7 protein-coding genes are annotated in these 15,003 nt (G+C 70.5%); 6 read left to right on the top strand and 1 reads right to left on the bottom strand.

Features of this window, described 5'->3' with window-relative positions; all coding sequences use genetic code 11:
• Positions 1 to 14: 14 nt before the first annotated feature.
• Complete coding sequence (locus LY40_RS00240; protein ID WP_258935550.1) at positions 15 to 1,577, top strand: PucR family transcriptional regulator; 1,563 nt, start codon at positions 15 to 17, stop codon at positions 1,575 to 1,577.
• A gap of 27 nt (positions 1,578 to 1,604) precedes the next feature.
• Here LY40_RS00240 and LY40_RS00235 read toward each other — a convergent pair whose 3' ends face one another.
• Entirely contained in the window at positions 1,605 to 2,564 is a 960-nt protein-coding gene (locus LY40_RS00235; protein WP_258935549.1) for a zinc-binding dehydrogenase, read from the bottom strand.
• Between the two features lie 213 nt (positions 2,565 to 2,777).
• Between LY40_RS00235 and ald the strand changes: the two genes are divergently transcribed.
• The 5 genes from ald to LY40_RS00210 all read left to right on the top strand — a co-directional run bounded on the left by ald (position 2,778) and on the right by LY40_RS00210 (position 14,843).
• On the top strand, positions 2,778 to 3,884 hold the full coding sequence (gene ald, locus LY40_RS00230) for an alanine dehydrogenase (protein WP_258935594.1): 1,107 nt from the start codon (positions 2,778 to 2,780) through the stop codon (positions 3,882 to 3,884).
• A 930-nt stretch (positions 3,885 to 4,814) separates the two neighbouring features.
• A complete protein-coding gene (locus LY40_RS00225) occupies positions 4,815 to 5,906 on the top strand; it encodes an ABC transporter ATP-binding protein (RefSeq protein ID WP_183783398.1) in 1,092 nt (363 codons plus the stop codon).
• Positions 5,906 to 6,793: an ABC-2 transporter permease gene (locus LY40_RS00220; protein ID WP_183783396.1), complete on the top strand. Its 888-nt coding sequence runs from the start codon at positions 5,906 to 5,908 to the stop codon at positions 6,791 to 6,793. The genes LY40_RS00225 and LY40_RS00220 overlap by 1 nt, the downstream gene beginning before the upstream one ends.
• Before the next feature lie 120 nt (positions 6,794 to 6,913).
• On the top strand, positions 6,914 to 10,774 hold the full coding sequence (locus LY40_RS00215) for an ABC transporter ATP-binding protein (protein ID WP_258935593.1): 3,861 nt from the start codon (positions 6,914 to 6,916) through the stop codon (positions 10,772 to 10,774).
• Between the two features lie 262 nt (positions 10,775 to 11,036).
• Positions 11,037 to 14,843: a multifunctional oxoglutarate decarboxylase/oxoglutarate dehydrogenase thiamine pyrophosphate-binding subunit/dihydrolipoyllysine-residue succinyltransferase subunit gene (locus LY40_RS00210; protein WP_258935548.1), complete on the top strand. Its 3,807-nt coding sequence runs from the start codon at positions 11,037 to 11,039 to the stop codon at positions 14,841 to 14,843.
• Positions 14,844 to 15,003 lie beyond the last annotated feature (160 nt).

The following is a 15,003-nucleotide window of genomic DNA, read 5'->3' as shown; positions in this document are numbered from 1 at the left end:
AGGTCCGCCGGCCGATGATCACCGTCCGCACGGTTGTCGACCGCGTCGGGCCGACGTTGCTCCACGCGCTGCACCTGCCGGACGAGTCGGCCGTGGTCGCCGACGTCGTCATCGCCGAACCGGCCGCCGCGACCACTCCCGGGGCGGGCGATCTCGTCCTGGGCGTCGCCGTACCGGACGCCGGCGCGGCCGTGGCGCTGCTGAAGGACTCCGCCGGCCGCGAGGCGACGGCGGTGCTGGTCAAAGCACCGATCGCGCAGCAGTCCGCCGTGCGCGGTGCCGCGAAGCGCGCGGGCATCGGCCTGATCGAGGTGCACGAGGCGACCGCGTGGGCCCAACTCGTGTGGCTGCTGCGCACCGTGCTGGACGCCGAGGCCGACGAGTCCGACACGCTCGAGGCGGACCCGGCCGCAGGTGACCTGTTCCGGCTCGCCGACGCCGTGGCCTCCGTCGTCGACGCGCCCGTGACCATCGAGGACACGAATTCCCGCGTGCTGGCCTACTCGGCACGGCAGGACCTCACCGACCCCGCGCGCGTGGCCACGATCGTCGGCAGACGCATCCCCGACGACGTACTCGCCCGCTTCCGGTCCCGTGGTGTCTTCCGCGACCTCACCCGCGGCAGGCAGACGATCTTCGTTCCGGGACAGAAGGACGGCACCCTGCCACGCCTCATCGCGCCGGTCCGCATGGGCGGTGAACTGCTCGGATCGATGTGGGCCGTCGTCGACGGCCCCGTCCCCGACGAACGGGCCGCCGCGTTCGCCGACACCGCACCCGTCGTAGCGCTGCACCTGTTGCGGCGCCGGGCCCACTCCGATGTCCGCCGCCGCGCCTACGCCGAGGTGCTGCGGGAACTGCTGCACGGCGAGGCCGGCCCCCGCAAGGCCGTCGCCGAGCTGGGCCTGACCGAGCAACCGCACCGCGTCGTCGTCATCGACACTCCCGGCGGCGACACACTCGACGGCGAGGGCATGCGGCTGGCGTTGCTCGAACGGCTGTCGCAGGGCGTCGGCCGTCAGCCCGTCGCCGCCGAGCACGCCGGCCTGCTGTACGCGGTCGTACCGGAACACGGGGGCGCGGGAACCTGGCCGCAGCTGCGAACGGCGCTCGACGACATGCAGGCGGGCCCGAAGGCCGGCGAACTCCACGCGGCCGCGGGCGGCGCCTACGAGCTCGGCGACATGCCTGCGTCACGGGCCGAGGCCGACGAAGCGTTGGGCCTGCTGCGATCGGGCGTCGTGCCGGGGCGCACCGTCACGTTCGACGAGGTGTGGACCCCGCTCATTCTGCACCGGACGGCCACCGCCGCCCGCGCCGCGAACGTGACCGGCCTGGGCCCCCTCCGCGTCCTCCTCGAGCACGATCAGGCACAGGGCACCGAGTACGTCGACACGCTCTACCACTGGTTGCGCTATCCCGGGGATCCGCGCAGTGCGGCCGCAGCGCTACAGGTGCACCCCAATACGCTCCGCTACCGCATGCGCAAGCTCCTCGACCTCGCCGGTCTCGACCTCGACGACCCCGACGTCCGACTGGCACTCATCGCGCAGCTGCTCACCCTGCGCTGGTCGTGACGAGCACGGCCTACCGCGGCGACGTGGTCACGGATTCACCGCGAGCAGGGTCTTGCCGATCACCGTCCGCGCATCGATGGCGGCGTGTGCGTCGGCCGCACGTTCCAGCGGATGGATCGCGCCGATCCGGGGCCGCAGCCGGCCCGCGGCCACTTCCGCAAGGGCATCGCGTGCACACTCGTGCAGCGTCTCCGGGGTGACGTCGAGTCCGCCCGTGACGGTGACGCCTCGCGCCTCGGCCTCCTCGGCAGGGATGTCGGTCATGACTCCACTCGCCATGCCGTGGACGAGCATGCGGCCGCCCGGGGCGAGCAGACCGAACGCCGCGCGCCCGATGTCCCCGCCGACCCCGTCGTAGACGACGTCCACCCCACCGATCCGTTCCCGCAGTTGATCCGTCCACTGTGGATCGAGATAGTCGACGGCATGGGACGAGCCCGCCTCGCGCGCAAGACGGGTCTTCCGCTGGCCGCCCGCCGCAGCGACCACGACGGCACCCGCGTTGGCCGCGAGCTGCGCGAGCAGACCGCCCACTCCACCCGCGGCCGCCTCGACGAGCACCCGCTCCCCCTGGCGCGGATCCGCACCGCGGTGCAGCAGCATCGCGGTGCGGCCGTCGGCGAGCACTGCGACCGCGTCCGACATCGACACGCCGTCCGGCACCGGCAGCAGCCGGTCCGCCGCCACGACGGCGTGCTCGGCGTAGCCGCCGCTACCCGACAGCCCACTCACCACGCGGGCACCGACGAGCGCAGGATCGACGGCGCCGCCGATCCGCGACACCACACCCCCGACACCGTTGCCCGGAATGAGCGGCGGTTCCCACGCGAACGGCCCGAGCCCGGCACGCAACTGTGTCTCCACGAACGTGATGCCCGCGTATTCGACGTCGATCAGCACCTCACCGCGCCCCGGCGCCGGCAGGTCCGCCTCTCCCGGTTGCAGCACTTCCGGCCCGCCGGGCTTCGTCCACCACACCACTCGCATGACGACCAGCCTGCGACCTCGAGCCAACTGGAGGTCAATTATTTGTCATCGGAAAACCACACTGTCCGCGGATAATTGTCCTCGCAGCACGATGACACCGCCGTCCGGGTGGTTCACCGTGGTCGGAGACACCATTCCCATCCGTTCCCACAAGGAAGCGGAACCGACGTGCGCCGGCCCAGCGGGCGGGCGCCCGCCACCGAGGAGGAAGCCGTGCGCATCGCCGTCCCGAAGGAAGTCAAGAAGCACGAGTACCGGGTTGCACTGACCCCGGCGGGGGCACACGAGCTGACCGCGCGCGGCCATCAGGTCTACGTCGAGACGGGCGCCGGACTCGGTTCGGCGGTCCGGGACGAGGAGTACGCGTCTGCTGGCGCGAAGATCCTCCCGACTGCCGACGACACGTGGTCCGAGGGCGACATCGTGCTGAAGGTCAAGGAGCCGATCAGCGAGGAGTACGGCAGGCTGCGGTCGAACCAGGTGCTGTTCACCTACCTGCACCTGGCCGCGGACCGGGCGCTGACAGAGGCGCTGATGGCGGCGGGCACGACGTCGATCGCGTACGAGACCGTGCAGCTGCCCAACGGGACGCTGCCGCTGCTGGCTCCGATGTCGGAGGTCGCGGGCAGGTTGGCTCCGCAGGTGGGCGCGTACTCACTGATGCAGCCCGGCGGTGGCCGCGGCGTGCTGATCGGCGGTGTCCCCGGCGTGCATCCGGCGCGGGTGGTCGTGATCGGCGGCGGCGTGGCCGGCCTGAACGCGGCGCGTATCGCGCTGGGCCTCGGCGCCGACGTCGAGGTGCTGGACACGAACGTCGACCGGCTGCGGCAGATCGACAGCGACTTCGGCGGGCGGATCCGCACGGTGACGTCCAACGCGTTCTCGCTCGAACAGGCCGTGCTGGAGGCGGACCTGGTGGTCGGCGCCGTGCTGGTGGCGGGCGCGAAGGCCCCGAAGCTCGTCTCGAACGACCTCGTGGCCAGGATGAAGCCGGGCAGCGTGCTGGTGGACATCTCGATCGACCAGGGCGGCTGCTTCGCCGATTCCCGGCCGACGACGCACGACGAGCCGACCTACCGGGTGCACAACTCGGTGTTCTACTGCGTGGCGAACATGCCGGGCGCCGTGCCCAGGACGTCGACCTACGGCCTGACGAACGTGACGCTGCCGTATGTGCTGCGGCTCGCCGAGGACGGCTGGGAGGGTGCGCTGCGGGCGGACCCGAACCTGGCGAAGGGCCTGAACACGCACGCGGGCGCGCTGACGAACGAGCCGGTCGCGAAGGCCCACGAACTCACCTACACCCCGGCCGACCTGTAACCCGACGGTCCTGTCGGTCGGCGCCGGCCGAGCGGCGGCCGAGCGGCGGGGCGGCGCCCACCCGGGCACCGCGCCGCCGCTCAGCACTCTTCACCACTTCGCCGTGATCACACAGGGTGCGCGGACCGCCCGGCCATCCACGCTGTACAGCCTTTGGCCGGGGCCGGGTCGCGGTCGGCCCCGGAAAACACGAGGTTGAGTGGCAGAGGGAGTGCCGGCGCGAAGCGCCACACGACCTCGTCGAAACGTGACGAAGTCACTTGCGGCGGGCCGACAACTCGCACGGCCGCAGGTTCTCGGTGCGCTGCTGACGAGGACAGCGACGACGTGGTGAATCGGCACCGATGAGTGACACCAGAACCCACCGCCCCGGCACCGGCCCACCCGAACGCATCCGCCCACCTACCCGGGGTCCGGGGGCGAAGCCCTCCGGCCGGGCCCGGGGTTGGACCCCGGAAAAGACGAGGTTGAGCGGCGGAGGGAGTGCCGGCGCGAAGTGCCACACGACTAGGGGCGGCCCGCTCAACCAGCCTGGGGGTCACCGGGAGCGGGCCGCCACGTACCAGCTTAAGTCGTCGGTCGGCGGTTCGCCGCCCCGGGGTCGGCAAGTCTTCAGGTTTTTTGTTCACATGCCCGGCGCAGGCCCGGCCAACGGTTGACTTCACACACGGTGAATGCCGACAGCAACACCCAGAGTCGCCGATTTCGGGCATCGGTTCGCTGTCGACGACCGTGAATCTCGCAACCTCCCCACCTGCATCACAGGGCATACGGCAGGATGGCGACCGCCACCGTGACGGGCGCCCGTTCGCGAGCGCCGCGAACGCCCTCACCCACCAGAAGGACGAGGGATGCGCATCGCCGTCACGCGGCGCGACCGCACGCCAGGCGCGGTCGCAGGGGCCACAGCGCACCAAAAGGGGATGGACAATGCACGACGGCAGTGGCCGCATCGCGGTGCAGAACCTCACCAAACAGTTCGGGGCCGTGACGGCGGTCCAGAACCTGAGCTTCACCGTGGAACCGGGTTCGGTCACCGGGTTCCTCGGGCCGAACGGCGCAGGGAAGACGACGACTCTGCGCATGCTGCTCGGACTGGTGACACCGACATCGGGTGCGGCGACGATCAACGGACGCCCGTACACGCAGCTCGGCAACCCGGCGCGGATCGTCGGGGCGGTGCTGGAGAACGAGGGCTTCCACGCGAAGCGCACGGCGCGGAACCACCTGCGGGTGTACGCGGCCGCGATCGGCGTTCCGGATCAGCGGGTGGACGAGTTGCTGGGGCTGGTCGGACTCTCCCCGGCGGCGGACCGCCCTGCGGGCGGCTACTCGCTCGGCATGCGGCAGCGGCTGTCGCTGGCGACCGCGCTGCTCGGCGATCCGCAGGTGCTGGTGCTGGACGAACCGTCCAACGGCCTGGACCCGGAGGGCATCGCGTGGCTGCGCGGGTTCCTGCAGTCGTTCGCCCAGCAGGGCCGGACGGTGTTGGTGTCGAGCCACCTGCTGTCCGAGGTGGAGCAGATGATCGACCAGGTCGTGATCGTCAGCGCGGGCATGACGCGTTACTACGGCCCGCTGGAGCAGCTGCGCGCCTCGCAGCGTTCCCGGGTGCTGGTGCAGCCCGCGGACGCGAACGCGCTGGTGACGGCACTGCGCGAGGCGGGCGTCGGCGAGGTCCAGCCCGCTCACGACGGCCGGGTGGCCGTGACGAACGCGGGCGTGCAGCAGATCGGTGACGTCGCGGCGAAGGCGGGCGTGGCCGTCTACGGCATGGAAGAGGAGAAGGCGGACCTCGAGCAGCTGTTCTTCCAGATGACGAGCCCGCAGTACGCCGGGGGCGCGATGCCGCCGGGTCAGCCTCCGCAGCAACCGCCGCAGCCGCCACCGGGGCCGCCGCAGCAACCACCGGGGCCGCCACCCGGCTTCCAGCAGGGGCCGCCGGCCGGTCAGCCGCAGAATCCGTACCAGGCCCCGGGCTACCAGCAGCCGGGCCAGCAGGGCTGGGGAGGTGGCCAGTGATGGGCAACCTGATCAAGGCCGAGATGCGCAAGATCGTCACCACGAAGAGCTGGTGGGGCCTGCTCATTCCGACGGTGGTGCTCGCCCTGCTGTTCGCACTCGGCTGGGGCGCGATCACCAACGACATCAACGACTACCTCGGCAGCAGCGACGCGCGGGAACTCGGGCGCGCGGCGGGTGTGGAGGTCACGACACTGCCCGTCGGCCTGTTGGCGCTCGCCCACGGGATCAACATCGGGCTGCTGTTCCCGCTGATCCTCGGGATCCTCGCGATCGCGGGCGAGTACGGCAAGAAGACGATCACGACGACGTTCCTCACTGCGCCGAACCGGGTCTCCGCCCTGACGGCGAAGATGCTCACCTACATCCTGTGGGGTGCCATCTACGGCGTGGTCATCGTCGGCTTCGCCAGCCTCGGCACGGTGATCACGGTCGACTCGCCGGGAATCCCGGACGCCGGGTACTGGTTCGGCATCCTCGGCGCGGGAGTGCTGGCTTCCATCCTGGCTACGCTGTTCGGAGTGGGCCTCGGCGCGCTGTGGAACAGCACCACCGGTGCGACCGTGACGTCCATCATCTGGATCTTGATCGTCGAGAACCTCCTCGTGCTCGTCATGTGGGGCTGGGGCGGCATATCGTGGCTCGGGGGTGTCCTGCCCAACGGCACGCTCAACGGCATCGTCGGTGCGATCGGCGCCGAGGCGTTCGGCGCAGCGGGCACGGCGGTTCCCGACGCGATCGACGACGAAGCGGTGTGGCTCATGCAGTTCACCGCGGGTGCGCCGGGTGCGTTCTCGTGGTGGGCCTCCGCGCTGATCTTCTTCGCCTGGGCGATGCTGCTGTTCGGCGGCGGCTGGGCGGCCAATCAGAAGCGCGACATCACATAGCAGCAAGTCGACGAGGAGGAGCCGGGAGTGTCGGGGCGGATCGGCAGCGCGGAGAGCGACACCGCGAACGAAACCGATCCGCCCGGCACTCCCGGACCGTCCGGCCGCCGTAACGGCTGGGTGCGTCGGGTCGCCGCCGCGTGCTGGCGGCACCCGGCGCTCGTCGTCCTCGCGTTCGGTGCCGCCGTCCTCGGCGTCGGCGTACAAGCGGTGAGCCCGCTGCTCATCCGCGAGGGCGTCGACGGCGCCGTCGCGGGCTCGACGGCGAACCTCCCGTGGCTGGCCGTCGCGCTCCTCGCGCTGCACCTACTGGCGTTCGGCGCCGCATTCGGCAGGCGCTACGTCGGCGGCAGGCTGGCCCTCGACGTCCAACACGACCTGCGGCAGTCGGTGTTCGCGGCGGTCTCGAGGCTCGACGGCGGCAAACAGGACTCGCTGCGCACCGGGCAGATCGTCTCGCGTGCCATCACCGACCTGCAGCTCGTGACCGGGTTCCTGATGCAGGTGCCGCTGTCGGCCGGGTCGGTGGTGTTCGCGTTCCTGGCGCTCGGGGCGATGCTGTGGATGTCGCCGCTGCTGACGGTGATCGCACTGATCGTCGGCCCCGCGGTCGCGATCGTCCTCGCGGTCAGCAGGCGCAAGCTGTTCCCCGCGACGTGGTCGGCCCAGCAGCGCGCCGCCGAGATCGCCCAGCACGTCGAGGAGACGGTCACGGGCGTGCGCGTGGTCAAGGGCTTCGGCCAGGAACAGCGCGAGACGGCCGAGCTCTCCCGCTCGGCGCGCACGCTGTTCGCCGAACGGCTCCGCGCCGCCAAGCTGTCGGCAGTTCCGACGGCGACGACCGGGGCACTGCCCGCAGCCGGCCAGATCGCGGTACTGGCGGTCGGCGGCATCCTCGCGCTGCGGGGCGAGATCAGCCTCGGCACGTTCCTGGCGTTCGCCACGTACGTCTCGTCGCTGACCGGGCCTGCACGCATGCTCGCGAGCCTCGTCGTGCAGGCCCAGCTCACGCGCGCGGGTGCGGAACGCGTGCACGAGCTCATCGACGCCCAGCCCGAGGTACGCGAGCGTGCCGACCCGGACCCGGTTCCCGGTGGATCGCTGGACGTCGAACTGGAGGACGTGCGGTTCGGCTACACCCTGTCCGAACCGGTACTCGACGGCATGTCGCTGCGGGCCCGACCAGGCGAGACCCTCGCACTCGTCGGAACCGCCGGTTCCGGCAAATCGACGATCTTGCTGCTGCTGCCCCGCTTCTACGACGTCCACGAGGGTGCGGTCCGCGTCGGAGGGACCGATGTCCGGGATCTCGGCCTGACCGAGCTGCGGCGCACCGTCGGCGTCGTGTTCGAAGAGGCGTTCCTGTTCTCGACCTCGGTCCGGGACAACATCGCCTACGGCAGACCGGACGCCTCCGACGAGGAGGTGATCGCCGCGGCGAAGGCCGCCGAGGCCCACGAGTTCATCTCCGCACTGCCCGAGGGCTACGACACGCAGGTCGGCGAGCGCGGGCTCACGCTGTCCGGCGGCCAGCGGCAGCGCCTCGGCCTCGCGCGCGCACTGCTGACCGATCCGCGCGTGCTCGTCCTCGACGACGCCACGTCCGCCGTCGACACCGCGACCGAAGCCGCCATTCACGACACGCTGCGCGAGGTGATGCGGGAGCGCACCACGCTCCTGATCGCCCACCGCCGCTCCACCCTGGCACTGGCCGACCGGATCGCCGTGCTCGACGAGGGCCGGGTGGTCGACATCGGCACGGCGGCCGAGCTCGAGACGCGCTGCCGGCTGTACCGCGACCTCGTGTCCGGCCCCGGCGACGACGTCGACGAGCCCGGTCACCCCGTGCCGGCCGAACCCGCACCGGGCGGTGTCACCCCGGAACTGTGGCCGCGCCACGACACCGACGACGGAGACGCCGCCAGCGCCGACCGCGACGACCCACACCACGACGGCCCACACCACGACGGCACAGACCACGAGGGCACCGCCGCACCGGCCGCCGCCACGTCCGCGGCCGGTTCCTCGTCGATACCATCGGTCTCGACGACGAGGCCCGCCGCCGCGACCGGCCGAGGTGGCGGCCCCGGCGGCCATGCGTCGCTCGACCTGCCGCCCACGCCCGAACTGCTCGACCGGGTTCGCGCGCTCCCTCCCGCCACCGACCGGCCCGATCTCGGCGACCTCGATCCGACGGCACCGGACCCGCGGTTCCGCCTCGCGAGCCTGCTGCGCCCGGTCCGGGGACTGCTGGCCGCGGTCATCGCGTTCGTGGCGATCGACGCGCTGGCGACGATCGCCGTACCCGCGCTCTACCAGCGCGGTGTCGACGACGGGGTGCGGACCGGCGCCGAGTCCGTCGTGCTCATCGCGGCGGCCGTCGGCGTCGTGGTCATCGCGTTCGACTGGCTCGCGATCGCGCTGCAGACCCGGCTGACCGCCCGTACCGGTGAGTCCGTGCTGTATCTGCTGCGGGTCCGCAGCTACGCCCAACTGCAACGACTCGGCCTCGACTACTACGAGCGCGAACTGTCGGGCCGGATCATGACGCGGATGACCACCGACGTCGATGCGCTGTCGACGTTCCTCCAGACCGGTCTCGCCACCGCGGTCGTCAGCGTCCTGACGCTGGTGGGCATCAGCGCCGCGCTCATCGTCACCGCGCCGGGACTGTCGCTGTACGTGTTCGCCGTACTGCCGGTCCTGATCGTCGCGACGGTGCTGTTCCGCAGACGCGCCTCGGCCGCCTACACCGAGGCGCGCGAACGGGTCAGCGCCGTGAACGCCGACATGCAGGAGAACGTCAGCGGGCTCCGCGTCGCCCAGGCCTACACCCGCGAAGAGCGATCCGCCCGCGATTTCGCCTCCCGCAGTGACGCATACCGCCGCTCCCGTCTGCGCGCACAGCGATATGTGGCGACGTACTTCCCGTTCGTGACGCTGCTGTCGGGAGTGGCGGAGGTCCTCGTGCTCACCGCGGGGGCGGCAGGAGTGGCGGCCGGAGAGCTCTCGCCCGGCGTGCTGATGGCGTTCCTGCTGTATCTCGGGCTGTTCTTCTCGCCGGTGCAGCAGCTCTCGACGGTGTTCGACGGCTACCAGCAGGCGAAGGTCGGCCTCCGCCGGATCGGTGACCTGCTGCGGACGCCGACGTCCGTGCCGCAGCCCGAGCACCCGGTCACCACGGGCGAGCGGCTGCGTGGGGACGTCGAGCTCGACGACGTCGGCTTCCACTACCCGGGTGCCGACACGCCCGCGCTCGCCGGCCTCTCGCTCGCCGTGCCCGCAGGCACGACCATCGCGTTCGTCGGCGCGACGGGCGCGGGCAAGTCCACGGCCGTCAAGCTGCTCGCGCGGTTCTACGACGCCACGACCGGCACGGTGCGGATCGACGGCGTCGACGTGCGGGACTACGACCTCCCGCAGCTGCGCAGCCGGGTGGGCGTCGTGCCGCAGGAGCCGCACCTGTTCGTGGGCTCGGTGGCCGACAACGTCCGCTACGGCCGCCCGGCCGCGACCGACGCCGAGGTGGAGGCCGCCGTCCGCGCGGTGGGCGCGCTCGAGGGCGTCGCCGCATTGCCGGACGGGTTCGCCCAGCAGGTCGGCGAACGCGGGCGTGCGCTGTCGGCGGGCCAGCGGCAGCTCGTGGCGTTGGCCAGGGCCGAGCTCGTCGACCCCGACGTGCTGCTCCTCGACGAGGCGACGGCCGCACTCGACCCCGCCACAGAGGACGCCGTGCTGCGGGCCACTGACCGGCTCGCTGCCACACGCACGACGTTCGTCGTCGCGCACCGGCTGGCGACCGCCGCACGCGCCGACCGGATCGTCGTCCTCGACCACGGGCGGGTCGTCGAGGAGGGATCACACTCCGAACTGCTCGCTGCCGACGGGGCGTACGCCCGGCTGTGGCGCCTCGGTGACGGAGCCGCGGAGCGGCCTCCCGCGGCCGGGACTCCCCTGGCCGGCGCGCCTGCCGCCGAGTGACCCGACCGCCGAACGACCCGGCCGGGTCCCACCGCCCGGCGCCGCCATGACTCCGGTCACGAAAACCGGCGCCGGTCGCCACCGTCGACGAGTCTCGGGTGTACGCCCAGCGACCGGTATCGATTCAGTGAGAAATCCGGGTTGCCCCGCGCCTGCGGATCCGGCCACCAAGTGCGAGTTCGGTGACTGTCCCGCCGGCACGGGGGTTAGCCTGGTACGCGCGTAATTGGCACATCGAGACAGATAGAGGCGAGTCCCAGCCGTGTCCAGCAGCAGCCCTGCGTCACAGTTCGGCCCCAACGAATGGCTCGTCGAGGAAATGTACGACCAGTTCCTCGCCGACCCTTCTTCCGTCGACTCCGCGTGGCATGAGTTCTTTGCCGACTTCTCCCCCACGCAAGAGCGAAAGCCGGACACGACGGAGGCCGATCCGTCGGCCAACGGTCAGCCGCAGGCTCCGGCGCAGACGCAAGGCAACGGCCGGCCCAGCCCGTCGCAGGCCCCGAAGTCCGCAGCTCCCTCGGCTCCCGCCCAGTCCGGCTCGGCTCAGTCCGGCTCGGCTCAGTCCGGCTCGGCTCAGTCCGCTCCTGCCCAGTCCGGCTCCGCGAAGAAGGCGCCCGCCGAGGCCGCTGCACCCGCTGCTCAGCCCTCCACTGCCGGCGAGAAGAAGGCCGCGACCAGCGAGGCGAAGAGCGGCCAGGCGGCCAAGCCCGAGAAGAGCGAACCCGAGTCGAAGGTCCTCCGGGGCCCGGCTGCGGCGATCGCGAAGAACATGGACGCGTCGTTGAGCGTGCCGACGGCAACGAGCGTGCGTGCGGTGCCGGCGAAGCTGATGGCCGACAACCGCATCGTCATCAACAACCATCTGAAGCGTTCGCGCGGCGGGAAGATCTCGTTCACGCACCTCATCGGCTACGCGATGATCCGGGGGCTGCACGCCTACCCGAACATGAACCGGCACTACAAGGTCATCGACGGTAAGCCGCACTCGGTCACGCCGGAGCACGTCAACATCGGTCTGGCGATCGACATGCCGGGCAAGGACGGTGCCCGCAATCTCGTCGTGGCGTCGATCAAGAACTGCGAGAGCATGACGTTCCTGCAGTTCTGGCAGGCCTACGAGGACATCGTCCGCAAGGCGCGCAACAACAAGCTCACCGCCGACGACTTCGCGGGCACCACGATCTCGCTGACCAACCCGGGCGGCATCGGCACGAACCACTCGGTGCCGCGGCTGCAGTCCGGGCAGGGCACGATCATCGGCGTGGGTGCGATGCAGTACCCGGCCCACTACGAGGGCACCAGCGAGAAGACCCTCATCGACCTGGGCGTCAGCAAGATCATGACGCTCACGTCGACCTACGACCACCGCATCATCCAGGGTGCCGAGTCGGGTGAGTTCCTCAAGCGCATCCACGAGCTGCTGCTGGGCGGCGACGGGTTCTACGACGACATCTTCACGTCGCTGCGGATCCCGTACGAGCCGGTGCGCTGGGTCTCGGACATCCCCGAGGGCGAGATCGACAAGACCGCCCGGGTGCTCGAGCTCATCGAGGCCTACCGGATGCGCGGCCACCTGATGGCCGACACCGACCCGCTGAACTACCGCCAGCGCCGCCACGAGGACCTGGACATCCTCTCGCACGGCCTGACGCTGTGGGACCTGGACCGCGAGTTCGCCGTGGGCGGGTTCGCGGGCCAGGAGAAGATGAAGCTGCGCGACGTCCTCGGCGTGCTGCGCGATTCGTACTGCCGCACCGTCGGCGTCGAGTACACCCACATCCTCGACCCCGACGAGCGCCGCTGGATCCAGGACCGCGTCGAGATCCCGCACGACAAGCCCGAGCCCACGGTGCAGAAGTACGTGCTCAGCAAGCTGAATGCGGCCGAGGCGTTCGAGACGTTCCTGCAGACCAAGTACGTCGGCCAGAAGCGGTTCTCGCTCGAGGGCGGCGAGACGGTCATCCCGATGCTGGACACGCTGCTGGACAAGGCCGCCGAGCACAGCCTCGACGAGGTCGTGGTCGGCATGCCGCACCGCGGCAGGCTGAACGTGCTGGCCAACATCGTCGGCAAGCCGATCTCGCAGATCTTCCGCGAGTTCGAGGGCAACCTCGACCCGGGTCAGGCACACGGCTCCGGCGACGTGAAGTACCACCTCGGCGCCGAGGGCAAGTACTTCCGCATGTTCGGCGACGGCGAGACGCGCGTGTCGCTCACGGCGAATCCGTCGCACCTGGAGACGGTCGACCCCGTCCTCGAGGGCATCGTCCGCGCCAAGCAGGACATCCTCGACAAGGGCGGCGACGTCGACGGCTTCACCGTGCTGCCCGTCCTGCTGCACGGCGACGCCGCGTTCGCCGGCCAGGGCGTGGTCGCCGAGACGCTCAACCTCTCGCTCCTGCGCGGCTACCGCACCGGCGGCACCGTGCACGTCATCATCAACAACCAGGTCGGCTTCACCACCGCGCCCGAGCACGCGCGGTCGTCGAAGTACGCCACCGATGTCGCCAAGATGATCGGCGCGCCGATCATCCACGTGAACGGCGACGACCCGGAGGCCGCCTACTGGGTCGCGCGGCTGGCGGTGGACTACCGCCAGGCGTTCAACAAGGACATCGTGATCGACATGATCTGCTACCGGCGGCGCGGTCACAACGAGGGCGATGATCCCTCGATGACGCAGCCGGGGATGTACGACATCATCGACAAGAAGCGCAGCGTCCGGAAGACCTACACCGAGGCGCTCATCGGCCGCGGCGACATCTCGATGGAAGAGGCCGAAGCGGCGCTGCGGGACTTCTCCAGCCAGCTCGAACACGTCTTCAACGAGGTGCGCGAACTCGAGAAGCACCCGGTCACGCCCAGCCCGTCGGTCGAGGAGGAACAGCAGGTCCCCGCGAACCTGCCCACCGCCATCTCCCGCGAGACCGTCCAGCACATCGGCGACTCGTTCGTCAACGTGCCCGAGGGCTTCAACCCGCACCCGCGCGTCAAGCCGGTCATGGACCGGCGCGCCAAGATGGCCCGCGAAGGCGGCATCGACTGGGCCTTCGGCGAACTGCTGGCGTTCGGCTCGCTCGCCCTGGAACAGCGGCTCGTGCGGCTGTCCGGCCAGGACTCGCGCCGCGGCACGTTCACCCAGCGCCACTCCGTGCTGATCGACCGCGACAGCGGCAAGGAATACTCACCGCTGCAGCACCTCGCCGACGAGCAGGGCCGCGTGATGATCTACGACTCGGCACTGTCCGAGTACGCGGCGGTCGGCTTCGAGTACGGCTACTCCGTGGCCAACTCCGACGCGCTGGTGATGTGGGAGGCCCAGTTCGGCGACTTCGTCAACGGCGCCCAGTCCGTCATCGACGAGTACATCTCCTCCGGCGAGGCCAAGTGGGGCCAGCTCTCCGACGTCGTGCTGCTGCTGCCGCACGGCCACGAGGGCCAGGGACCGGACCACACCTCCGGCCGCATCGAACGCTTCCTGCAGCTGTGCGCCGAAGGCTCGATGACGGTGGCCGTGCCCTCGACCCCCGCGAACTACTTCCACCTGCTGCGCCGCCACGCCCTCGACGGCGTCAAGCGCCCGCTGATCGTCTTCACGCCGAAGTCGATGCTGCGGAACAAGGCGGCGACGTCGAACGTCGAGGACTTCACCGGCGACTCGAAGTTCATGTCGGTGATCGACGACTCCGACGTCGACCCCGCCAAGGCGCGCAAGGTGTTGCTCACCTCGGGCAAGCTCTACTGGGAGCTGGTGGCCGAGCGGACCAAGCGCGAGATCGACGACGTCGCGATCGTGCGGGTCGAGCAGTACTACCCGCTGCCCAAGAAGAAGCTGGCCGAGACGCTCAGCCGGTTCACGAACGCCCAGCAGGTCGTGTGGGTGCAGGAGGAGCCGGAGAACCAGGGCGCCTGGCCGTACTTCGGCCTGAACCTGCCGCGCAAGCTGCCTGAGGTGCTGGCGAACCTGGACGTGGTGGCGCGCAGGCCGATGGCCGCACCGTCGGCGGGCTCGTCGAAGGTGCACGAGGTCGAGCAGAAGGCACTCATCACGAAGGCCTTCGAGTAGACCGAGAACCACGGCAAGCAGAAGACCGGCCCGGCGGAGTTCGACTCCGCCGGGCCGGTTTTCTGTATCACCCACCGGTGACGCCTGGGCGAACACGCGACGTGACCACACGATGCCCCCAAGGGAACCTTAGGGGCGTTGAGTGCCACGAAGGTGCCCT

Source organism: Prauserella salsuginis, from assembly GCF_024648885.1.
Classification (GTDB): Bacteria; Actinomycetota; Actinomycetes; order Mycobacteriales; family Pseudonocardiaceae; genus Prauserella; species Prauserella salsuginis.
This window is presented reverse-complemented; position numbering and strand designations above follow the sequence as displayed.

Coding starts and splice junctions, on each gene's coding strand:
- LY40_RS00240 (WP_258935550.1), top strand. CDS start 15: ATGATCACCGTCCGCACGGTTGTCGACCGCGTCGGGCCGACGTTGCTC.
- LY40_RS00235 (WP_258935549.1), bottom strand. CDS start 2,564: ATGCGAGTGGTGTGGTGGACGAAGCCCGGCGGGCCGGAAGTGCTGCAA.
- LY40_RS00225 (WP_183783398.1), top strand. CDS start 4,815: ATGCACGACGGCAGTGGCCGCATCGCGGTGCAGAACCTCACCAAACAG.
- LY40_RS00220 (WP_183783396.1), top strand. CDS start 5,906: ATGGGCAACCTGATCAAGGCCGAGATGCGCAAGATCGTCACCACGAAG.